This window comes from Sphingopyxis sp. YF1, from assembly GCF_022701295.1.
Lineage (GTDB): Bacteria > Pseudomonadota > Alphaproteobacteria > Sphingomonadales > Sphingomonadaceae > Sphingopyxis.
Genome location: NZ_CP033204.1, coordinates 2068591 through 2090418, shown reverse-complemented (window position 1 = coordinate 2090418; position 21828 = coordinate 2068591). Strand labels below are relative to the sequence as shown.

The 21828-nt window shown below is 66.9% G+C and carries 21 protein-coding genes and 2 tRNA genes; 11 read left to right on the top strand and 12 right to left on the bottom strand.

Annotated elements, in window-relative coordinates; all coding sequences use genetic code 11:
- The first annotated feature begins 30 nt into the window (after window positions 1-30).
- The 3 genes from EAO27_RS10140 to EAO27_RS10130 all read left to right on the top strand — a co-directional run bounded on the left by EAO27_RS10140 (window position 31) and on the right by EAO27_RS10130 (window position 3226).
- Window positions 31-1698, top strand: a complete 1668-nt coding sequence (locus EAO27_RS10140) for an MFS transporter (protein WP_242780204.1) — start codon at window positions 31-33, stop codon at window positions 1696-1698.
- A gap of 95 nt (window positions 1699-1793) precedes the next feature.
- Window positions 1794-2285: a hypothetical protein gene (locus tag EAO27_RS10135; protein ID WP_242780202.1), complete on the top strand. Its 492-nt coding sequence runs from the start codon at window positions 1794-1796 to the stop codon at window positions 2283-2285.
- A gap of 92 nt (window positions 2286-2377) precedes the next feature.
- Window positions 2378-3226, top strand: a complete 849-nt coding sequence (locus EAO27_RS10130) for a hypothetical protein (protein ID WP_242780200.1) — start codon at window positions 2378-2380, stop codon at window positions 3224-3226.
- Window positions 3227-3294: 68 nt separating this feature from the next.
- On the opposite strand, the gene EAO27_RS10125 is transcribed toward EAO27_RS10130, so the two are convergent.
- From EAO27_RS10125 to EAO27_RS10110, 4 genes are all read right to left on the bottom strand, one after another.
- Window positions 3295-5412 (bottom strand): prolyl oligopeptidase family serine peptidase, encoded by a 2118-nt coding sequence (locus EAO27_RS10125; protein ID WP_242780198.1) that lies wholly within the window; start codon window positions 5410-5412, stop codon window positions 3295-3297.
- A 66-nt stretch (window positions 5413-5478) separates the two neighbouring features.
- Complete coding sequence (locus tag EAO27_RS10120) at window positions 5479-5901, bottom strand: DUF4112 domain-containing protein (protein WP_242780196.1); 423 nt, start codon at window positions 5899-5901, stop codon at window positions 5479-5481.
- A gap of 45 nt (window positions 5902-5946) precedes the next feature.
- Window positions 5947-7479, bottom strand: a complete 1533-nt coding sequence (locus EAO27_RS10115) for an ABC transporter substrate-binding protein (protein ID WP_242780194.1) — start codon at window positions 7477-7479, stop codon at window positions 5947-5949.
- A 47-nt stretch (window positions 7480-7526) separates the two neighbouring features.
- A tRNA-Leu gene (locus EAO27_RS10110) sits at window positions 7527-7612 on the bottom strand.
- Window positions 7613-7702: 90 nt separating this feature from the next.
- Here EAO27_RS10110 and EAO27_RS10105 point away from each other — a divergent pair.
- Window positions 7703-8650 carry an ABC transporter ATP-binding protein gene (locus EAO27_RS10105; RefSeq protein ID WP_242780192.1) on the top strand — a complete coding sequence of 316 codons (948 nt, stop codon included), beginning with the start codon at window positions 7703-7705 and terminating at the stop codon, window positions 8648-8650.
- Complete coding sequence (locus tag EAO27_RS10100) at window positions 8647-9414, top strand: ABC transporter permease (RefSeq protein ID WP_242780190.1); 768 nt, start codon at window positions 8647-8649, stop codon at window positions 9412-9414. The genes EAO27_RS10105 and EAO27_RS10100 overlap by 4 nt, the downstream gene beginning before the upstream one ends.
- 108 nt (window positions 9415-9522) lie before the next feature.
- Here EAO27_RS10100 and EAO27_RS10095 read toward each other — a convergent pair whose 3' ends face one another.
- From EAO27_RS10095 to aroA, 5 genes are all read right to left on the bottom strand, one after another.
- Window positions 9523-9801 carry an integration host factor subunit beta gene (locus tag EAO27_RS10095; RefSeq protein ID WP_242780188.1) on the bottom strand — a complete coding sequence of 93 codons (279 nt, stop codon included), beginning with the start codon at window positions 9799-9801 and terminating at the stop codon, window positions 9523-9525.
- Window positions 9802-9996: 195 nt separating this feature from the next.
- On the bottom strand, window positions 9997-11709 hold the full coding sequence (gene rpsA / locus EAO27_RS10090) for a 30S ribosomal protein S1 (RefSeq protein ID WP_242780186.1): 1713 nt from the start codon (window positions 11707-11709) through the stop codon (window positions 9997-9999).
- Window positions 11710-12016: 307 nt separating this feature from the next.
- Window positions 12017-12646: a (d)CMP kinase gene (locus EAO27_RS10085; RefSeq protein WP_242780184.1), complete on the bottom strand. Its 630-nt coding sequence runs from the start codon at window positions 12644-12646 to the stop codon at window positions 12017-12019.
- Window positions 12646-13173, bottom strand: a complete 528-nt coding sequence (locus EAO27_RS10080; RefSeq protein WP_242780182.1) for a hypothetical protein — start codon at window positions 13171-13173, stop codon at window positions 12646-12648. Before EAO27_RS10080 ends, EAO27_RS10085 begins: the two co-directional genes overlap by 1 nt.
- A gap of 103 nt (window positions 13174-13276) precedes the next feature.
- Window positions 13277-14620 (bottom strand): 3-phosphoshikimate 1-carboxyvinyltransferase, encoded by a 1344-nt coding sequence (aroA, locus tag EAO27_RS10075; RefSeq protein ID WP_242780180.1) that lies wholly within the window; start codon window positions 14618-14620, stop codon window positions 13277-13279.
- 125 nt (window positions 14621-14745) lie between these two features.
- On the opposite strand from aroA, the gene EAO27_RS10070 reads away from it, so the two are divergent.
- Window positions 14746-15069, top strand: a complete 324-nt coding sequence (locus tag EAO27_RS10070) for an FYDLN acid domain-containing protein (protein WP_242780178.1) — start codon at window positions 14746-14748, stop codon at window positions 15067-15069.
- A gap of 120 nt (window positions 15070-15189) precedes the next feature.
- Window positions 15190-15265: transfer RNA gene (locus EAO27_RS10065), tRNA-Ala, on the top strand.
- Between the two features lie 570 nt (window positions 15266-15835).
- On the opposite strand, the gene EAO27_RS10060 is transcribed toward EAO27_RS10065, so the two are convergent.
- Window positions 15836-16282 carry an Rrf2 family transcriptional regulator gene (locus tag EAO27_RS10060; RefSeq protein ID WP_242780176.1) on the bottom strand — a complete coding sequence of 149 codons (447 nt, stop codon included), beginning with the start codon at window positions 16280-16282 and terminating at the stop codon, window positions 15836-15838.
- Window positions 16283-16435: 153 nt separating this feature from the next.
- On the opposite strand from EAO27_RS10060, the gene EAO27_RS10055 reads away from it, so the two are divergent.
- From EAO27_RS10055 to EAO27_RS10045, 3 genes are all read left to right on the top strand, one after another.
- On the top strand, window positions 16436-16999 hold the full coding sequence (locus tag EAO27_RS10055; RefSeq protein WP_242780174.1) for a hypothetical protein: 564 nt from the start codon (window positions 16436-16438) through the stop codon (window positions 16997-16999).
- Window positions 16983-17693 (top strand): hypothetical protein, encoded by a 711-nt coding sequence (locus EAO27_RS10050; protein WP_242780172.1) that lies wholly within the window; start codon window positions 16983-16985, stop codon window positions 17691-17693. Before EAO27_RS10055 ends, EAO27_RS10050 begins: the two co-directional genes overlap by 17 nt.
- An 82-nt stretch (window positions 17694-17775) precedes the next feature.
- Window positions 17776-18378: an HD domain-containing protein gene (locus EAO27_RS10045; protein WP_242780170.1), complete on the top strand. Its 603-nt coding sequence runs from the start codon at window positions 17776-17778 to the stop codon at window positions 18376-18378.
- A 40-nt stretch (window positions 18379-18418) separates the two neighbouring features.
- Here EAO27_RS10045 and EAO27_RS10040 read toward each other — a convergent pair whose 3' ends face one another.
- A complete protein-coding gene (locus tag EAO27_RS10040; RefSeq protein WP_242780168.1) occupies window positions 18419-19222 on the bottom strand; it encodes an enoyl-CoA hydratase-related protein in 804 nt (267 codons plus the stop codon).
- A 163-nt stretch (window positions 19223-19385) separates the two neighbouring features.
- On the bottom strand, window positions 19386-20051 hold the full coding sequence (locus EAO27_RS10035; RefSeq protein ID WP_242780166.1) for a hypothetical protein: 666 nt from the start codon (window positions 20049-20051) through the stop codon (window positions 19386-19388).
- A gap of 77 nt (window positions 20052-20128) precedes the next feature.
- On the opposite strand from EAO27_RS10035, the gene EAO27_RS10030 reads away from it, so the two are divergent.
- On the top strand, window positions 20129-21724 hold the full coding sequence (locus EAO27_RS10030; RefSeq protein ID WP_242780164.1) for a peptide chain release factor 3: 1596 nt from the start codon (window positions 20129-20131) through the stop codon (window positions 21722-21724).
- Window positions 21725-21828 lie beyond the last annotated feature (104 nt).

The window sequence follows — 21828 nt, the reverse complement described above, 5'->3', positions numbered from 1 at the left end:
GCCGCTGCCGGGGCGAGAGGGAGAGAGACTATGGCAGACCAGATGGAGAGCCCGGCGGTTGGATCCGGCATGGGACAGAGCGAGCGGCGCGTCATCGTCGCATCGTCGCTGGGGACGGTGTTCGAATGGTATGATTTCTACCTCTACGGCCTGCTCGCTACCGCGCTGTCGCGCCATTTCTTTGCGGGGGTCAACGAGACCACCGGCTTCATCCTCGCGCTGATGGCCTTTGCCGCGGGGTTCGCGGTGCGCCCCTTCGGCGCGCTGGTCTTCGGGCGCGTCGGCGATGTCGTCGGGCGCAAGAATACCTTCCTCGTCACGATGGCGATCATGGGGTTGTCGACCTTCGCGGTCGGTTTCCTTCCGGGGTACGACACGATCGGCATCGCGGCGCCGATTATCCTGATGATCCTGCGCCTGCTCCAGGGGCTCGCGATCGGCGGCGAATATGGCGGCGCGGCGGTCTATATCGCCGAACATGCGCCGCCGGGAAAACGCGGCTTCTACACCAGTTTCATCCAGACGACCGCGATGCTCGGGCTGATCCTCGCCTCGTCGCTGGTCGTCGGGCTGCGCACCGTGATGGATGCCGACAGCTTCAACGACTGGGGCTGGCGGCTTCCCTTCATCTGCTCGATCATCCTGCTCGCGGTCACGCTGTGGATCCGCGTGCAGCTCGAGGAAAGCCCGGTGTTCCAGCGGATGAAGCAGGCGGGGGCGACATCGAAGGCGCCGCTGCGCGAAGCCTTCGGCGAATGGAAGAACCTCCGGCTGGTGCTGATCGCGCTGTTCGGCGCGGTCGCGGGGCAGGCGGTGATCGGCTTCGCCGCGCATCTCTACCCGCTCTTCTATCTCGAAAAGATCGCCAGGGTCGACGGCGCGACCGCCAATTTCCTCGTCGCCACCGCGCTGTTGCTGATCATCCCCAGCTTCGTCTTCTTCGGCTGGCTCAGCGACCGGATCGGCCGCAAACCGATCATGATGACCGCGTGCGTGATCGCGGTCTTCACCTATTTCCCGCTCTACAAGGCGCTCGTTGGGGCCGCGAACCCGGCGATGGCGGCGGCGGTCGAGCGTGCGCCGGTGACCGTCGTCGCGCATGGTGGAGACTGTTCGTTCCAGTTCGACCCGATCGGCAAGAACAGCTTCGACCGGACGAGCTGCGACATCGTCAAATCCTACCTCGCGCGCGGCGGGATCAACTATGCCAATGCCGAGGCGCCCGCCGGGACGATCGCGACGGTGCGCATCGGCGACGAAACCCACGCCGCGCCCGATCCTGCGCGGCTCGCGGGCGACGCGAAGGCGGCGGCCATCGCCGCGCTCCACGAAGAGGTGCAGGCGGGGCTCACGCGCGCCGGCTATCCCGCCGCCGCCGATCCCGCCGCGATCGACAAACTCCGGGTGATCCTCATCCTCTGCGTCTTCGGCATCCTCGCGACGATGGTCTATGGACCGCTCGCGGCGCTGCTCGTCGAACTGTTCCCCGCGCGCATCCGCTATTCCTCGCTGTCGCTACCCTATCATATCGGCAACGGCTGGATCGGCGGTTTCATGCCGACGATCGGCTTCGCGATGGTCGCGGCCACGGGCAACATCTACCAGGGGCTCTGGTACGCGGTCGTGATCGCCGCGGTGACCGCCGTGGTCGGCATCCTGTTCCTGCCCGAAACCTACAAGCGCGACATCGACGCCTAGCGGGAGGGGGCGAGCGATTGCCGGTCGCGCCGGCGATCTTTTCTTTCGCGCCGGCCCGACATAGGATTGCCGCCTCTTTCGGCAGGGGAGGGGTTATGAAACGATTGTTGGCGGCCATGCTTCTGGTGGCGGCAAGTCCGGTGCCATGTGTCGCGGCGGACACGAGCGAGGCGGCCGCGACGGCGGCGGCCACCGGCTTCGTCGTCGAGGCCGAGGCGTTCATGCGCGACTATGCGAACGATCTGGTCACCGGCGACCGCGCGGCGATCGTGGCGCGGTACGATCCCGCGGGCGCCTATCTGATGGGCGGCGGACTGAAAGCCTTCGAACGGCACCCGGCGATCGAGGCGCGCTACGCCGCCGACAGCTGGACTCGGCCGGCCAGTTTCGAGTGGCGCGACCTCAGCTTCGATCCGGTCGGGCCCGATGCGGTGCTGGTCGCGGGGCTGTTCGACTGGGGCTGGGGCGACGCGCCGATCGAGACCTGGTCGTATACCGCGGTGCTCGTGCGGCGCGGCGGCACGCTGCGCATCCGCCTCGAACATGAGGACCCGACGCTGCCTCCCGCCGACGCCGCGGTCGAATAGGCCTGCTGCGCTCGGGTTTCGGACGCCGGCAGGCACGCACGCGGGGGTTTTGATGGCGACCGGCCGACCGCCGCGCCGATGGAGGGGACGTCATGCGCAATCCGGTCCGGTCGGTGCTGCTGCACCTGTCGCTGGTCATCCTCGGCGTACTGCTGCTGGGGATCGGCGTCGCGCGCCTCGACCGCGCCGGCGATCAAGGGGCGACTGCGCTGGTGATGGCGGCGGGCGTGCTGCTGCTCTTTTTCTGCCCGGTCTTCCTGATACGCGCGCTGCTGCTCGCGCGGGGGCGGGCCCGGTTGCTGCGCGGCGAGGGCGAAATCGCGCGCTGGCGTGTCGGGCCGGCCGACTGGGCGGCGTTCCACGCCTTCGATGCCGCGCGTTCGGCGAGCGATCCCGCGCGGCTCGGCAACGAAGCCCTGCCGCGCGCCGATGTGCCCGCCGAGGGGGCTGAAATCATCGCCGGGCGGACCGCGATCCTCGTCGACGGCAGCTATCATGTGCTGCGCCCGCGCGGCATTCCCGAACTGCAGGCGATGCGCTGGCTCGCGGTCGCGGGCACCGACCTCGCGTGCCTCGAATTCGCGCTCGCCTATCCGGCCAAGAGTGGGACGGTGCGGACGGCGCTGCGCGTGCCGGTGCCGTCCGCGGCGACCGATGCAGCGCGCGAGGTTCAGCGCTGGCATGCGGCGCGTATCCCGAGCGGCGAAGCGCTCGCGCTCGGCGGCAAGGCGCGGGCGCTGCGCGTCGCGCTGATCTTCGCCGGTGCGGGAGCCGCCGCGATCGCGATCGCGCTGGCGTGGGGGCTGCCCGCCGCCGACGCCGTCGACCCCGAGGATTTCGGCGCCGTCGCGCCCTGGCTGCTCGCCGCAGCGGGCGGCGGCGCCCTGCTGACCGCAGGGGTCGTCGCGCTGATCGCGCTGCTGCGGGGGCGGGCGGACTGACCCGCGATCCTCGTCGATGCGGTTGACAGCCGCACGATGATCGGCCGCACTCGCGGCCCCGCCGCTGCCTATTTCGTGTCGACCAGTTCGCGCAACAGAAATGCGTGGAGCATCGCCGCGCGCACTGCATCCTCGGCGTGGTCGGCGCCGACCGAATGGCCGCCCTCCAGATATTCGTGGTAATAGACGCGGTTGCCATAGTCCTTGAGCCGCGCCGCGAATTTGCGCGCGTGGCCGGGATGGACGCGATCGTCCTTGGTCGAGAGGTAAAGGAAGATCGGCGGATATTTCACGCCCTTGCGGATGTTCTGATAGGGCGAATATTGCGAGATAAAGGCCCAGTCCCCGGGTTTGTCGGGATCGCCATATTCGTCCATCCACGACGCGCCCGCGAGCAGCTTGGTATAGCGCTTCATGTCCTTGAGCGGCGAGCCTGAGATCACCGCGCCATAAAGGTCGGGGCGCTGTTCCATCGCCGCGCCGACGAGCACGCCGCCGTTCGATCGGCCCGAGATCGCGATCTTGCCCTTGGCGCTGACTCCGGTCCGGACCAGATCCTCGGCGACCGCGTGGAGATCGTCGAAGCTGTTCTGGCGCTTTTCATAGAGCGCGGCCTGGTGCCAGGCGGGGCCATATTCGCCGCCGCCGCGGATATTGGCGAGGACATAGGCATTGCCGTTCTCGACCCAGAACAGCCCCAGCGGGCCGGCGCGATAGGGCTGGCCGGTCAGATACCCCGGCGTCTGCGCGGCGCGGAAACCGCCATAGGCGTGGACGAGCGCGGGGACGGGGGTTTCGCTGTCGCTCTTCTTGCGGACGAGGAAATAGGGCACTTTGGTGCCGTCCTTCGACGTCGCGAAGCGTTTCTCGACGTGCATCTGGCTCGCGTCGAACAGCGCCGGCAGGCTCTGGAGGGTCTGCGGCGCGCCGGTTTCGGTCACGGCATAGAGGGTGGGTGGCTGGAGCATCGTCTCGGCGGTCGCGAGCAGGCGGTCGCTCTTGCCGATCGCGCCCGCGATCTGCACCGTCGCATTGGCGGCGAGCGGGACTTCCTTCTGGCTCCAGCGGCCGTTCGGCTGGTCGCGGCGCAGCGCGAACAGCTTGCCCTCGACATCGTCGAGCGCCTTGACCCACAGGATATGGTCGGTCGCGGCGACGCTTTCGATCGCCTGCGCCTTCGTCGGCGTCATCACCGGGACGATCGGGACCTGGCGGTCGGCGGCCATGTCGGCGAGCGACAGCGAGATCAGCGATCCGGCGGGAAAGCCCTCGCCGAAATCCTCGTTGAGAAAGACGATCGCCTGCCCGTCGATCACGTCGCGCAGGTCGGCGCTCTCGGGAATGATCGTGCTCTTGTACGCCGAACGGTCGGCGTTCGGCAGGTAGTGGCGGGTGGTGTAGAAGCTCATGTTGCGGCTGATCACCGGCCAGCGCGTGTCGCCGTCCATGAAGGCACCGACCCCCATGCCGACGTCGGCGGCCTCGCCCTCGACGAGCGTCACAGCCGCGGCGAGCGGGGTGCCGCGCGTCCAGCGCTTGACGATCCTGGGATAGCCCGAACTCGTCATGCTGCCCGCGCCATAGTCCGTCGCGACGAGCAGATGGTCGGCATCTTCCCACGTCACGCTGCTCTTGGCGAGCGGGACGGTGAAGCCGCCCTCGACGAAGCTTTTCGTCGTGCGGTCCCATTCGCGGACGATATCGGCATCGGTGCCGCCCGGGCTCAGCGAGACGAGGCAGCGCCGGTAGTCGGGCGCGAGACAGTCGGCGCCGTGCCACACCCAGCTCTGCTTTTCGGCCTTGCCGAGCGCGTCGACGTCGATCAGCACCGTCCATTCGGGCTTGCCCGACAGATAGGCATCGAGCGGGCTCTGGCGCCAGACACCGCGCGGATTGGCGGCGTCGCGCCAGAAGTTGGTGATCGTGTCGCCCATCACCGCGTCGGGTATCGCGATCTGGCGGTCGTCGTCGAGGATGGTGCGCGCGCGCTGGCGGTCGGCCTCGAAGCCCGGACGGCCGGTGATCAGCCGGTCGGTGGCGGCATTTTCCTTCTTGACCCAGTCGAGCGCCGCCTTGCCCTCGATATCCTCCAGCCAGAGCCAGGGGTCTTCGGCCTCCTTTGCGGCAGCCGCGACGGCGGTGAAGGAACAGCCGAGGGCGAGCGCGGCGAGTGTGGCGCGGAACATCCGGATCTCCGATAGAATCTGAAGGCGCTGTGCTAGCACCATCAGACAGTCGGAGGGAAGCAGCGACTATTGATCGATGATCATCGTCCCCGGGTGATGCTTGTCGAGATGCTTCTTGATGATCTTGAGGTTGCGCGTGTTCGACCGGAAGAGAAGGTCGAAGGCATCGCCGACGAGCGGGATCGCGCCCAGCGTCGTGTCGACGCCGAGATTGCCGATCATCCGCCAGATCTTCCATTTCGGCATGCCCAGGTTGCGAGCCTCCCAGATCAGATAGGCGCCCATCAGGCCGGATATCACGTCGCCGACGACGGGGACGAGCCCGACGATCGCGTCGAGCCCGACCGGGCGGTTGATGCCCGGGATGGTGAAGCTGCGTTCGAGCAGGAATTCGAGCGTCTCGACGCGCTTGCGCAGCGCCGCGGGGTCGCGGCGGTCCTGAATCAGGGCATCGAACATCGCGTCGGTGTCGCGGGTCGAAGGGGCCATCCTTGGGTCCTTTTCGGCAGCGCCCGGATTTGCGGCGCCGCTGTATTATCTGGGTAAGGCAATAAGGCGATTCAAGGGGTGCTGGCCGCGGCCGTTGGCGCGCAGCGCGGTCAGCCGCTGCGCCGCGACCGACCAGCGCAGCGGCGTCGCGATCGGGATGAAGGGCGAATAGCCCGCCAGCCGCACTTCGGCCTCGCCGATCAGCCGCGCGCGCTCGGCGGCGTTCGGCGCCGCGGCGGCTTCGTCGATCAGCGCCTGCGCATCGCGGTGACAGATGGTGTCGGGTCGGCACGACAGGCGGCGCAGGCCCCACAGCGCGTCGTCGTTGGGCATCACCTCGTCGATCAGGCGGAGCTCGGCAGGGGCGCCCGTCGCGACGCGGCGGGTCGGTACGCCGAGGCGGGCAAGATCGGCGGCGACATAGGCGAAGAGGATGCGCCCGCCGGGCGAATCGGGAACCGCGATACGCAGCGTTTCGATTTCGCGTCCGCCCGCGCGCCACGCGTCGATCGTGCGCTGCGCCTGCACGAAGCGCGACTGTTCGTCATAGTCGGCCCACGCCGGCAGCAGCGGCGCCGGGCCGGTGTCGCGCGTGTAGAGATCGGGACGCAGCGTCATCTGCGGCTCCCATTCCTGAAGCCCGAAGGCGGCGATCAGCCGTTCGCGGCGGATCGCGCGCGACAGCGCTTCGCGATTGGCCTGCACCGCGAGAAAGCCCTCGTCGCTGACGAAGCTGAGCCCGAACAGCCCGGGCACCGGATCGACGACGAGGCGCGAGCGCCCGATGTTCGAAGCCGCGAAATAGGGAAGGGTGGAGAAGCGCCCGCCGACGACGCCGTCGGCATAGCCATTTTTGAAGCGCGCGAGCGCACGCGGCGCGGTGGTGCCGGTGAGTTCGATCGACGCGGCGGGATCCGCCGCCGCGGCCTCGGCCGCCTCGGGGTCTTCGGCCAGCGGGTCGGGGACCGGCGACAGCAGCGCCGACCGGCCGTTGCGCCGCGCGCGCATCGGCCCCCAGCCGAGCCCGCGGTTGACGATTGCCATCGAGGGCTGTGCGAGCAGTTCGAGGATCGCCGGTTGCGGCACCGACAGGCGGATCTCGACCACCGTTTCGGTCATCGCCTTGATCGTTTCGATTTCGGGGAAATCGTCCTTGAGCACGTGCCGGCTGCGCGGCGCGAGATAGGATTGCAGGATGCGGGCGACGTCGGCGGTGGTGACCTTGCGACCGTTCGCCCATTTGGCCTCGCGAATGCGGAAGATATAGCTGCGGCCGTCGGCGGTGACCGTCCAGCGTTCGGCGAGGCCGACGTCGACCTGTCCCTCGGCGTCGAAGGTGACGAGGCCCTGCGCGCTGAGGTTGAGCAGCGCCGCATTCGCGGCGTCGAGCTCGCCGTTGATCGGGCTCGGCGAAGCGGCGAGCGTCCCGATCGCCGCAATGCGCACCGGCCCCGCCTCGCCGAACAGCCCGCAGCTGCCGAGCGTCAGCGCCAGCAGTCCGGCGGCGCCGGCCCGTAGCATCAGTCTTTTCTTCGCGGGGATATCGATCGTCGGCGGCATCGGTGCCATCATAGCCATGCGGCACGAAACGGGAAGGGTGCTAACGCGCCGCGGCGTGCGGCGGTTGGTGCGGACGGCGGGACTTGAACCCGCATATCCAGAGGATGGCAGATTTTAAGTCTGCTGCGTCTACCGATTTCGCCACGTCCGCACGCCGGTGCCGGTCAAGCCGATGCCCCGGGGCAGGTCAAGCGCTGTTTGCGGGTTCACCCGATCGGCTCCGTCAGCTAGACGAATGACGATGACAGCTGTCCTTACCATTTCCGGCCTCGGCAAGACGTACAAGAGCGGTCACACCGCGCTGTCGTCGGTCGATCTCAGCATCAACAAGGGCGAGATTTTTGCGCTGCTCGGGCCGAACGGCGCGGGCAAGACGACGCTGATCAGCATCGTCTGCGGGATCGTGACCCCCTCGAGCGGCACGGTGACGGTCGGCGGCCACGACCATCAGCGCGACTATCGCGCGGCGCGCTCGATGATCGGGCTGGTGCCGCAGGAACTGCACACCGATTCCTTCGAGACAGTGCTGACGACGGTGAGCTTTTCGCGCGGGCTGTTCGGCAAGCGCGCCAACCCCGCCTTCATCGAACAGCTGCTCCGCGACCTGTCGCTGTGGGACAAGCGCGACGCGAAGATCATGGAGCTGTCGGGCGGGATGAAGCGCCGCGTGATGATCGCGAAGGCGCTCTCCCACGAACCCGAAATCCTGTTCCTCGACGAGCCGACCGCGGGGGTCGACGTCGAACTGCGCCGCGACATGTGGCAGATGGTGCACGGGCTGCGCGAGCGCGGCGTCACGATCATCCTGACCACCCATTATATCGAGGAGGCCGAGGAAATGGCCGACCGTGTCGGGGTGATCAGCAAGGGGCAGCTGATCCTCGTCGAAGAGAAGCATGCGCTGATCAAGAAGCTCGGCCGCAAGACGCTCACGCTCAACCTCGCCGAACCGCTCGCGGCGGTGCCCGCCGAACTCGCCGACTGGAAGCTCGAGCTCGCGGGCGACGGACACGAACTCGTCTATGAATTCGACAGCCAGGCCGAGGCGACGGGGGTGCCGTCGCTGCTGCGCCGGATGAGCGACATCGGGGTCGGCTTCAAGGATCTCCACACCAAACAGAGTTCGCTCGAGGAGATTTTCGTGGGACTGGTGCATCAGCCGCGCGGCGGCGAAGGAGCCGCGGCATGACCGCCAACTGGCGCGGCGTGCGCGCGATCTATCTCTTCGAACTCGCGCGCTTCGGGCGCACCGTCTGGACCAGCCTCGCGCTGCCGGTGATCACCACGGCGCTCTATTTCGTCGTCTTCGGATCGGCGATCGGCGGGCGGATGAGCGAGGTGTCGGGGGTCCCCTATGGCGCCTTCATCGTCCCCGGGCTGATGATGCTGACGATGTTCACCGAAAGCATCAGCAACGCCAGCTTCGGCATCTACATGCCCAAATGGTCGGGAACGATCTACGAAATGCTCTCGGCGCCGCTGTCGCCGCTCGAAACGGTGATCGCCTATGTCGGCGCCGCGGCGACGAAGTCGCTGATCATCGGCGCGATCATCTTTGCCACCGCGCATCTGTTCGTCGACGTGCAGGTCGCGCATCCGCTGTGGATGGTCGCCTTCATGGTGCTGATGGCGGTGACCTTCTGCCTCTTCGGCTTCATCATCGGCATTTGGGCGCAGAGCTTCGAGCAGTTGCAGGTGATCCCGCTGCTGGTCGTCTACCCGCTGACCTTCTTGGGCGGCGCCTTCTATTCGCTCGACATGCTGCCCGCGGCGTGGCGGACGATCACCCTGTTCAACCCCGTCGTCTATCTGATCAGCGGGTTTCGCTGGACTTTCTTCGGCAAGGGCGACGTCGGCATCGAGGTCAGCATGGGCGCGGTCGCCTTTTTCTTCGCGCTGTGCCTTGCGGTGATCTTCTGGATGTTCCGTACCGGCTACCGGCTCAAGAACTGAGCGCCGACAGCCTTCACGCCCGCGCAAGGGCGCGCCGGAAGCCGCCCGGGGCGTCGCCGACGGCCCCGGTTGGCTTCACGACAATCGCAGTGACCGAAATGCGCGGCGTCAGCTGTTCAGCCGCTCGCGCATTTCCTTGCCCGGCTTGAAATAGGGCACGCTCTTGGCCTGCACCGCCACCGCGGTACCGGTGCGCGGGTTGCGCCCGGTGCGCGAGTCGCGGCTGCGGGTCGAAAAGGCGCCGAAACCGCGCAATTCGACGCGGCCGCCGTTCGCGAGCTGGTCGACGATCGAATCGAAGAAGGCATCGACGATCTTTTCGACCTCCTCAAGTCGCAAATCACTGTTTTCGCTTGCGATTTTTTGAACCAATTCCGACCGGATCATTGGCTTCCCCTTATTGTCACGCGCATCCTGAGATGCAGGAATTCCGGTCGTTGCCGGCCCTGGCGTGAGACCCCTCCCAACGCTGTCCTCAGACTAACATGAATCGGGGGGCGGTCAAAAGCATATCGCCGAATCAAAAGGCCCGCCGGACGCATCCGGCGGGCCTCCTGTCCCGTTTCGGCAAAGGGGCTGGAATCAGCCCTTCTTGCCGGCCTTCAGCGCTTCGCCGAGGATGTCGCCGAGCGAGGCGCCCGAGTCCGACGAACCGTACTGCGCAACGGCTTCCTTCTCTTCGGCGATCTGCATCGCCTTGACCGAGAAGCTGGGCTTCTTCGAGCGGTCGAAGCCGATGACCATCGCGTCGAACTTCTGGCCGACCTGGTAACGCTCGGCGCGCTGCTCGTCGCGGTCGCGGCCGAGGTCGGCGCGCTTGATGAAGCCGGTCGCACCGTCTTCGCCGGCCTGGACTTCGAGGCCGTTGTCGCGGACTTCGAGGACCGAGACGGTGACGATGTCGTTCTTCTTCAGCGAACCCGCGGCGCTGGCGCCGCCGCCGACGGCCGGAGCACCCTTTTCAAGCTGCTTGATGCCGAGGCTGATGCGTTCCTTCTCGACGTCGACGTCGAGAACGACGACCTGAACGGCCTCGCCCTTGCGGTGGAGGTGCAGCGCTTCTTCGCCCGAGATGCCCCACGCGATGTCCGACATGTGAACCATGCCGTCGACGTCGCCGGGCAGGCCGACGAACAGGCCGAATTCGGTGGCGTTCTTGACTTCGCCATCGACGACCGAGCCGACCGGGTGGGCGTCGGCGAACGCGCCCCAGGGGTTCGACTGGGCCTGCTTGAGGCCGAGCGAGATGCGGCGCTTGTCGCTGTCGACTTCGAGGACGATGACGTCGACTTCCTGGCTCGTCGAAACGATCTTGCCGGGGTGGACGTTCTTCTTGACCCACGACATTTCGCTGACGTGGACCAGGCCTTCGATGCCGGGTTCGAGTTCGACGAACGCACCGTAGTCGGTGATGTTCGTGACGGTGCCCGAGAGCTTCGCACCGACCGGGTACTTGGCGGCGACGCCTTCCCACGGATCGCTTTCGAGCTGCTTCATGCCGAGGCTGATGCGCTGCGTGTCGCGGTTGATGCGGATGATCTGCACCTTGACCGTGTCACCGATGTTGATGACTTCGCTCGGGTGGTTGACGCGCTTGTAGCTCATGTCGGTGACATGGAGCAGGCCGTCGATGCCGCCGAGGTCGACGAACGCACCATAATCGGTGATGTTCTTGACCGCGCCTTCGATGATCTGGCCCTCTTCTAGGTTCTGGATCAGGCCCGAACGCTGTTCGGCGCGCGTTTCCTCGAGGATGGCGCGGCGCGACACGACGATGTTGCCGCGACGGCGATCCATCTTGAGGATCTGGAACGGCTGCGGCAGGTCCATGAGCGGGCCGACGTCGCGCACGGGGCGGATATCGACCTGCGAACCCGGAAGGAAGGCCACGGCGCCGCCGAGGTCGACGGTGAAGCCGCCCTTGACGCGGCCGAAGATGACGCCTTCGACGCGGGCTTCCTTGTTGAATTCTTCTTCGAGGCGATCCCACGCGGCTTCGCGGCGCGCACGGTCGCGCGACAGCATGGTTTCGCCATTGGCGTTTTCGACGCGGTCGACATAGACTTCGACTTCGTCGCCGACCTTGAGGTCGGCCTTCTGGCCGGGCATCGCGAATTCGCGAAGCGCCACGCGGCCTTCGCTCTTCAGGCCGATGTCGATCACTGCCAGGTCGTTTTCGATCGCGGTCACGGTGCCCTTGACGACGCGGCCTTCAAAGCCGCCATCAGCACCACCCAGCGATTCGTCGAGCATCGCGGCGAAATCGTCGCGCGACGGAAAAGCCGTAGAGGCCATAGATGTGTTCCTTACTTCATTGTTTCCGGCCAAGCGGTTGGATCCGCTGGTCTTGTGGCCGAACCGTCCCGCCCGCCGGATGCGATGCAGGACATCCTTGGGGCGCAGGATCGGTGAAGCGCGGACAAGGCAAAAAGGCGCGACGGGTGTGTCCCGTCACGCCCGACGCCCGGTTGGGGCGGCGGCCTGTCCGTTCTTCGACCGGACCGGAAGCCCGTCGGACGGCGCGCATATAGTCGCGCGGGCGGCCGGCGGCAAGGCAAAAGGGCGGAGGCCCGGCCGGCCGCTGCCGCGCCGGCCGCGATATTCAGGAGGATCGCCCGACCCGCCCCTCGACAAAGGCGATGGCGGCGGCGATCGCTGCATCGCGGTCGAGCGCCGTATTGTCGAGCAGCAGCGCGTCGGCCGCGCGCAGCAGCGGGGCGTCGGCGCGGCCGGTATCGCGGGCGTCGCGGGCGTGGATGTCGGCGAGCACCGCCTCGTAACTCACCTCGACCCCGCGTCCCAGCATTTCGGCATGCCGCCGCCGCGCGCGCTCCTCGGGCGATGCGGTGACGAACAGCTTGGCGTCGGCGTGCGGCGCGATGACGGTTCCGATGTCGCGCCCGTCGAGCACCGCCCCGCCGGGCTGGTTCGCGAAATCGACCTGCCGCTGGAACAGCGCGGCGCGCACCGGCGGATGGACCGAGACGCGGCTCGCGAGGCTGCCTGTGCTTTCGTAGCGCAGCGCCGGGTCCTCCAGTAGCGTAGCGGGAAAGTCGCACGCGGCGAGCGCGTCGGCGGCCTTGTCGGGGTCGCCGTGATCGAGCTGGGTCTGGTATCCCACCGCGCGATAGAGCAGCCCGGTGTCGAGCACCGGTAGCCCGAAATGCGCCGCCAGCGCGCGCGCGATCGTGCCCTTGCCCGACGCGGTGGGGCCGTCGACGGCGATGATCATCAGTTGATCTGGAACGCGTCGATGCGCGCGCTGGTCAGACGGTTGTCGGGGCCGAACAGCAGCTTGAACCAGCCGCCGTTGTCGAACGATCCGCTGCACGATGCGATGCCCGGACCCTCGCCGGCCTTGCCGGGTTCGAGGCAGTCGACCGCGATTTCGGGCAGCAGTGCACGAACGCCGGCCAGCACGTCGGCGCGCGACCGTGCGGTGCCGATGCCGAGCGCCGCGATCGGGCGATCGCCCCGCATTGCAGTATCGACCAGCTTGATCGCCAGCGTGTCGCCGGCGAAGATATGGCGCACCCCTTTTTCGTCTTCCCACTCGCAGGCGATGCCTTCGTCATCGTCGCACACGTCGCCGTTGACCAGCCTGCCGATCGCCTGGGGCGTGCTTCGGAGGTTGAGCGGGTAGCGTGAAAAGCTCGCGTCGGCGCGGTCGAACGGGTCGGCGATGCGCTCGGCGGCATGGGCGGGCGTGGTGCCGAGAAGCGCGGCGGCGATCATGGCGAGGGCGGGGCGTGTCTTCACGAACATATCCTTTGGCGGGCTGTTGACCGGCCCGGTCGCTCGCACGGTGCGGCCTCCGCCACGATGACCGCGGTCACAGCAAAGGGAAATCCGCGATGCGGCATCATGCGTCATGGCCGCGTCCCTGAAGCTGGGCGAGCAGCGTTTCGAAATTGGGAAAGCTCGTCGCGACCGGTTCCATGTCGTCGATCGTCACCGGCGCCTTGCTGACCAGACCCGCGATCGCGAAGCTCATGCAGATGCGATGATCGAGATGGCCCGCGATGGTGGCGCCGCCAGGCAGCGCGTCGCCGCCGGTGCCATCGATCACCAGCCCGTCGGCGCTTTCCTCGACGCGCGCGCCGATTGCCGCAAGGCCGGCCGCCATCACCGCCAGCCGGTCGCTTTCCTTGACGCGCAGTTCGTCGAGCCCGGTCGCCACCGTGCGTCCCTCCGCGAGCGCCGCGGCGACGAAGAGGATCGGATATTCGTCGATCATGCTCGGCGCGACCGCGGGATCGACGTCGATTCCCCTGAGCGCGCTGTGGCGCACGCGCAGGTCGGCGACCGGTTCGCCGCCGACCTCGCGGGCATCGATCAGTTCGATATCGCCGCCCATCTGGCGCAGCACCTCGATCAGGCCGGCGCGGGTCGGGTTGAGCCCGACATTGGCGATCGTCACGTCCGAACCGGGAACCACCAGCGCCGCGACGATGAAAAAGGCTGCCGACGACGGGTCGCCGGGGACAGTGATCGTCTGCGGCCGGAATTCGGCTTCGCCGGTCAGGCGGATGTGCCGCGTGCCATCGGCGGCGGTCTCGACCGTCAGTTCGGCGCCGAAGCCCCGGAGCATCCGTTCGCTATGGTCGCGCGTTGGTACCGGCTCGATCACTTCGGTGACGCCGGGCGTGTTGAGCCCGGCAAGCAGCACCGCGCTCTTCACCTGCGCCGATGCCATCGGCAGGCGATAGGCGAGGGGGATGGCGGGGGCGAGCCCGCGCATCATCAGCGGCAGGCGGCCGCCGGGCGAGGCGCTGATGTCGGCGCCCATCTGCGACAGCGGATCGATGACGCGGCCCATCGGGCGGCCCGACAGGCTGGCGTCGCCGGTGAAGGTGACGGTGATCGGGTGGCTCGCGACAAGCCCCATCAACAGGCGGGTCGAGGTGCCGCTGTTGCCCATCTCGATCGCTCCGCGCGGCTGGAGCAGCCCGCCGACCCCGACGCCGTCGATCACCCACTCGCCGTCGTCGCGACGGTCGATCGAGGCGCCCATCGCGCGCATTGCGGCGGCGGTCGCGAGGACGTCATGGCCTTCGAGCAGCCCGGTGACGCGGCTCGTTCCGACCGCGAGCGCCGACAGCATCAGCGCGCGGTGTGAAATGCTCTTGTCGCCGGGAATCGTGATCCGGCCGTGAAGCGGGACAGAGGCGGAGAAGGTGCGCGGACTGGCGGTTTGATCGATCATGGCGTGCGGCTTTTGACAGCGGCCCTGCAATCTGGCAAGGCGCACGCCGATTTGGCGGATAGCTATTCAGTTCCCGCCGTTTTTCCGATATTTTTATCCTGTTTCCAGAAGGATACGAGGTTCATATGGTAAAGGCTGAATGGGGCACGAAACGCAGCTGCCCGAAATGCGCCACCCGATTCTATGATCTGACCAAGGACGATCCGGTCAGCTGCATCAATTGCGGATATGCGTGGCTTCCGGAATCGGTGCTCAAGTCGAAGCAGCCGATGCCGTTCGAGGAAGTCGCGAAGCCCGGCAAGGCCGCGCCCGAGACCGAGTCCGACGACGATCTGGATCTGGACGTCGATGTCGACGAGGACAGCGATTCGCCCGACAATGACGTCGACCTCGGCGGCGACGACGATCTGGGCGTCGCGACGGGCGACGACAACGACGACGAAAGCTGATCTTTTTCGCGCGAGGTCAAAAAAGCGTCGCGAGATGCATTTGACCTCTTGCATATGGGGCGGGCGCTGGTAAAGGCGGCGTCCCGGTCGCACCACCCAGGGCGGCCAGCGAAATGGCACGGGGCCTTAGCTCAGCTGGGAGAGCGCTACAATGGCATTGTAGAGGTCAGCGGTTCGATCCCGCTAGGCTCCACCATTTCCCGAAAAGGCCCGCGCGCATCGCGCCGGGCCTTTTTTCTTGGGCAATGCGGCGCGTGCGGACCCGCCGCGCGGGCGGCGGTTTTCGGCCGACGGGAATGACCGGCGGCAAGCGACGCGCAACAAGTGCAAGATCCTGCCTGCGCCGCAGGCATGGGGAGGTGGCAGCGCGCCGCGCTGACGGAGGGGCTATGGCGCAACGCTGCCGGCCCCTCCACCATCCGCTTCGCGGACGGTCCCCCTCCCCATCGCTGTACGACAGGGAGGATATGGATATCCACTAACGACCGTTAGTCGCCGCTAGAGATGTGCACCCCGGCGAAAGCCGGGGCCCAGAATGCCGACACGAACCCGGCGTGTTTCTGCAATGGCCCCCGGCTTTCGCCGGGGCGCACGAAGGGCTGGATTCGGTCATGTTCCGTCATCCCGGCGAAGGCCGCAATCTCACCGGTGCATCATGGCTTGCAGGACGGGATCCCGGCCTTCGCCGGGATGACGACTGAAAACGGGCAGTCCGCTCCCCACCCCAAAGCGGCCGTGACCGCCACGATCGAACCTGCGACGCGGTTTATTCGGCGGCGTCGGCGGTTTCGAACACCGGCTGCATCTCGATCGGGTCGGCCAGGCTGATGCGGTCGAGAATCGATGCGGTGTCGTCGCGCACCTTCAGCATCAGGCTGCGCATGCGGCAGTCGACCTCGGGCAGGCAGTTCTTGCAATGCTCGTGCGCGTTGCGCGCGGCGCAGGGGACTAGAGCGAGCGATCCGCGCGTCAGCCGCACGAGGTCGCCATAGCTGATGTCGATCGGGGGCAGCGCGAGCTGGTAGCCGCCGTCGCGGCCGCGCTGCGAGATGAGCAGCCCCTCGCGCGCCATTTCGGACAGGATCACGGTCAGGAATTTGGGCGGAATGTTCTGCGCCTCCGCAATGTCCGCAAGCTGCACCTGCCCCTTGCCCCAATGGTCGGCGAGGTGCTGGAAGGCACGGATCGTATAGCGGGTCTTTTGCGACAGCATGGAGCGTTACTGATCCATATTCAGCTCTAATTCAACCGGTCTGCATGACTTATCGTGCGGAGTTGATGAAAATCACAGCGAGTGGCATGAGTCACCGATAAAAGGGTCGCCGAAGCGTCCCCGCAGTGGGCGGATTTGGCTGGAGCATATTCGATGCGCAAGATTTTGGGAGTACCGGCGGTTCTGGCCGCCTGTCTGCTCGCGGTGGCGCCCGCGCAGGCGCAGTTCGGCGGGCTGCTGCGCAAGGTGACCGCGCCGACTCCGGCGCCGAGCCCGAGCGAAAGCGACAATGGCGGCTGTCCCAAGGGCAAGAAGGGCAGCGGCGTCGGACGCAGCATATTGGGCGGCGTGATCCGCGACGCTGTCGGCGACGCCGCGAGCAAGGCGGGTGTCTACAGCTATGTGCCGATTTCGGAGGTGAGCGGGACGCTGACCGACGCGATCGCGTGCCGACTCGATCCGGGCGAGCAGGTCCAGGCGGCCGCCGCGACCGAAGAGGTCACGCGCGGCGAGGAAGTCGGCGCGACCGCGAACTGGACCAGCGCGACGCGCGAGAATGTCAGCGGGTCGTCGACCGTGGCGTCGATCAACGACGAAGGCGGCGGGCGCAAATGCATGAACGTCAACGACTTCATCATCGTCGACGGCGAGGAGACGCAGGTCAGCAAGCGGATGTGCAAGGGACCGGGCGACACCCGTTATGTCCTTGCGGCGTAGAATAGCGCGACTCGCACTCGCGGCGGTCGCGCTGGCCGGCCTGACCGGCGCGGCGGAGGTCGACCCGGCGAATCCGACCTGTCCGCTCAACCCGAACTGGTCGGCCAATCCGACCATGAAACTGACCGTCGAGAAGCGCGGCGGCATGAAGGTAATGCTCGCCGAGGGACGCGTCGACGCGGGTCTGCCCGACCGCCTGGCCGCGGCGCTCAAGGCCAATCCCGACGTCAGCGAGATCTGGCTGCGGTCGCCGGGGGGCGACGCGCGGGCGGGCAATGCCGCGGGCCGGATCATCCGTTCGAATCTCGGCGTGGCGACGCGCATTCCCAGCGGCTGGGCCTGCTTCAGCGCCTGCAACTTCGTCTTCATGGGGGGCGCCCCGCGCGTCATCGATCAGGGCGGGGTGTTCATGGTCCACATGTTCACGCGCACCGGCGACCGCTCGGCGATCGACATGAGCGTCGCGATGGGCACCGATGCGACCAAGGAACTGATCGGCAGCATCGAGCAGGATTCGGCGCTGCTCGCGAGCGAGGACAATGATTTTCTGATCCGCATGGGTGTGTCGCGCAAATTGCTGACCGACATCATGTATCGGCAACAGGCTGTCGCGACCGACGAGGACAAGTCGACGCGGCGCTGCCTGACGCTCGACGAAGCACTGAAATACGGGGTTACCTACGCCCCCGAATAGGGCAACGGCGACGGTGCACGGGCGGGAAGGTTGCAAGCTGCAACGAATGGCCTACACTCGCCCGAAACCGGGAGAGGCTGCCATGACCGATATGACGCACGATCACGCGACGTTCCGTTCGATGATCGACGGGACGCAGGAAGATTGGGATATCATCGCGCGCGAGCAGAAGGAGTTCGCGCCGCAGAATGGCAAGCGCATTCTCGAGCATCTGAAGCTACTCGGCGGGGATTACGGGGGGTTTCCGGTCGACAGGCTGGAACATTGTCTGCAGACCGCGACGCGCGCCCACCGCGACGGCCGCGACGAGGAATATGTCGTGATGGCACTGCTCCACGACATCGGCGACACGCTCGGTGCGTTCAACCATCCCGACGTCGCGGCGGCGATCCTGAAACCCTTCCTTTCCGAAGAGAATCTGTGGATCGTCCAGCATCACGGCATCTTCCAGGGCCATTATTTCTTCCATTATCTCGGCCTCGACCGCGACATGCGCGACCAGTTCCGCGATAACCCGCACTATGCGGCCTGCGCCGAATTCTGCGAGAAATATGACGCGCCGGCGTTCGACCCTGACTATGCGAGCGAACCGCTGGAATTTTTCGAGCCGATGGTGATGCGTCTCTGCTCTTACCCGCGCGCGAGCATCTACAAGAAAGTGATGGTCGAGGAAGCCGCGGAGTAGCCTGGGAAGCTCGCCCCCGCCTGAGCGGGGGGCGTTGCTTTTATTTGCCCTTGAATTCGGTCTTGCGCTTCTGCTGGAACGCCAGCACGCCTTCGACCGCATCCTCGCTGTTGCCCGCGACGAACTGGCCCATCGCCTCGGCATCGAGGGTCTGGCTGTAATTTTGCGACAGGCCGGCGCGCAACACCTGGCGCATCGTGCCGAGCGATACCGTCGGGCCGTTCGCGAGGCGCGTCGCGAGCGCCTTTGCCTCGGCCAGCAGGTCGGCGTCGTCGACGCATTTATAGACCATGCCCCATTCGGCCGCCTGTTCGCCGCCGATCTTTTCGCCAAGCATCATCATCTGGGTCGCGCGGGGCAGGCCGATCAGGCGCGGGAGCAGCCACGACGACCCCCCGTCGGGGACAAGGCCGATGTTGACGAAGGCCTGAAGGAAATAGGCCGATTTGCCGACGAGCGTGAAGTCGCCCGACAGCGCGAAGCTGCACCCCACGCCCGCTGCCGGGCCGTTGACGGCGGTCACGACGGGAATGTCGAGGTTGGCGAGCGCGAGCAGCATCGGGTTGTAGTGATTGCGCAACGCCTTGCGGCTGTTGGCACCGCCGCCGACCGCCGATGCGGCGCGGTCGCCGCCGAGGTCGGCGCCCGAGCAGAAGCCGCGTCCCTCGCCGGTGATCAGCAGCGCGCGTGCGCCGAGCGAGGGCAGATGGTCGAGCGCGTCGCGAATCTCGTCGGCCATCGCGGGCGGCATCGAATTGAGCCGTTCGGGACGGTTGAGCGTCAGCGTCGCGACATGGTCGGCGACCTCGAGCTTGATCGTTTCGTAATTGGGGGTGCTGGTCATGGGGAAGAACTCCTCTCGCGGCGGCCTTGTCGCCTTACCTTTACGTTCACGTAAAGTTGTGGCCGATTCGCCCCCCGAGCGCAAGGGGGAAGGGGCGCCGCCGGGCCCGATCGCGACCGGGAGCGCCGGATGCGGAGATTTGTTCGACGGAGGCGCGGCGGAGCTATTGGGCTTTCTCATCCTCGACAGGCACTTGGGGTTCGATCCGCACAAAACGCATTTCCCCTTCCTTGCGCGTCAGTACGGCCCCGCGGTCGCGCGCCGCGAGGCAGGCGCCGGTCAGGTCGACCAGTCCGAGGTCGTTGGGAATGAGCTGCACATGCAGCCGCCCCTTGTCCGCCTCGGCCAGTTCGAAACGCGGTGCGCCGATGTCGTAGATCGGCTCGTGTATCTCGATCCAGCGCGGGACGCGCTGCTCGCCGTCGGGCAGGCTCCAGCCGTTATACTGGGTATAGCCCGTGACGGGATCGCCGCTGTCGAACCCGATGACGAAATCGACCCCCGACACCGCTTCGCCGTTGGGCCAGGTGACCAGGATCGTCGGCACGACGCCCTCGATCGCGACGGGTTCGGCCCTGGCGAAGGCCGGGGGCACCGGCTTGGGTTCGGTGATAAGGCAGATGCGTTCGCCCTCGGCCCGCCAGCGCCCTTCCGAAAATTCGTCGAGCGCGCCGGCGGCGAGCCCATAGCGAAAGCTGCCGTCGGCCGCGATGAGCAGGCCACCCCCGACGTCGGGACCTTCGGCGAGGCGATATTCGCCGATCAGGTCGTGCGCCGCCGCGGACGCGGTCAGGGCGGCGAGCGCGAGAACAAAGAGGAAGCGTCGCATCGCGCGATGCTGCACCCGTTCGCGGTGCGGCGCCAGCCCCTTTCCACGCCCTGCCGCACCTGCTAACCGCCGCCGCCATGACCGCCCCGCATCCCGACCGCCGCACCTTCGCCATCATCTCGCACCCCGACGCGGGCAAGACGACGCTGACCGAGAAACTGCTCGTTGCGGGCGGCGCCATCCATATGGCGGGCGAGGTCAAGGCGCGCGGTCAGGCGCGGCGCGCGCGCTCCGACTGGATGAAGATCGAACAGCAGCGCGGGATTTCGGTGACCTCGTCGGTGATGACTTTCGAGCATGCCGGGCTGGTCTTCAACCTGCTCGACACGCCGGGGCACGAGGATTTCAGCGAGGACACCTATCGCACACTGACCGCGGTCGACAGCGCGGTGATGGTGATCGACGCCGCGAAAGGCATCGAGCCGCAAACGCTCAAGCTGTTCGAGGTGTGCCGCCTGCGCTCGGTGCCGATCATCACCTTCGTCAACAAGGTTGACCGCGAAGGCCTGCCGCCGTTCGAACTGCTCGACGAGGTCGCCGACCGGCTGGCGCTCGACGTCTGCCCGATGAACTGGCCCGCGGGTATGGGAGGGCAGTTCGAGGGGATTTACGATCTCGTCGATCCTGCGATCATGAAGCCCGGCGGCGATGCATCGCGCATGTACGAAGGGCACCGTGCCAAGGTCGCCGGGCTCGACGATCCGGCGCTCGCGGCGGAACTGTCGGCGGGCGGGCTCGCGCATCTCCGGGAAGAGACCGAGCTCGCTTCGGCTTGCTATGCCCCCTTCGATGTCGATGCCTATCGCAACGGCGACCTGACCCCGGTCTATTTCGGCTCGGCGCTCAAGGAGTTCGGCGTCGTCGATCTGCTCGCGGCGCTCGCGAACCACGCGCCCGGGCCGCAGCCGCAGCCCGCCGAACCCGCGCCGGTGCAGCCGGGCGACGACGCGGTCACCGGTTTCGTGTTCAAGGTGCAGGCGAACATGAACCCCGCGCACCGCGACCGCATCGCCTTCATGCGCCTCTGTTCGGGCCGGTTCGAGCGCGGCATGCGGCTGATGCAGGGCGGGACGGGCAAGGCGATCGCGATCAGCCGCCCTATGCTTTTCCTCGCGCAGGACCGCGAAATGGCCGAGGAGGCCTTCCCGGGCGACATCATCGGCATCCCGAACCATGGCACTTTGCGCGTCGGCGATACCCTGTCCGAACGCACCGACATCACGATCACCGGCCTGCCCAATTTCGCGCCCGAGCTGCTGCGCCGCGTCGCGCTCGTCGACCCGACGCAGACCAAGAAGCTCCGCAAGGCGCTCGACGACATGGCCGAGGAGGGGATCATCCAGGTCTTCTATCCCGAGATCGGCGCCAACATGATCGTCGGCGTCGTCGGTCAGCTTCAGCTCGAAGTGCTGATCAGCCGGCTCGACGCCGAGTACAAGGTCGAGGCGAAGCTCGAACAGTCGCCGTGGGACACTGCGCGCTGGATCGCGAGCGACGATGCCGCGGCGCTCAAGGCGTTCCAGGCCGACCATCGCGGCGCCAGTGCCACCGACCGCGACGGCGCGCCGGTGTTCATGGCAAAGGATGCGTGGGAGGTCGGCTATGTCACCCAGCGCCACCCGGCGATCCGGTTTACCGCGACGAAGGAGCGGCGGTTCGCGGTGGCGGGGTGATTCGCGGGAAGGTGCGAGGATTTCTGGTAGCCCGTTCGTCCTGAGCTTGTCGACGGGCAGTTCTTTTCTGTGACGCCACAAGAAGAACGGTGGTTGGCCTGCGG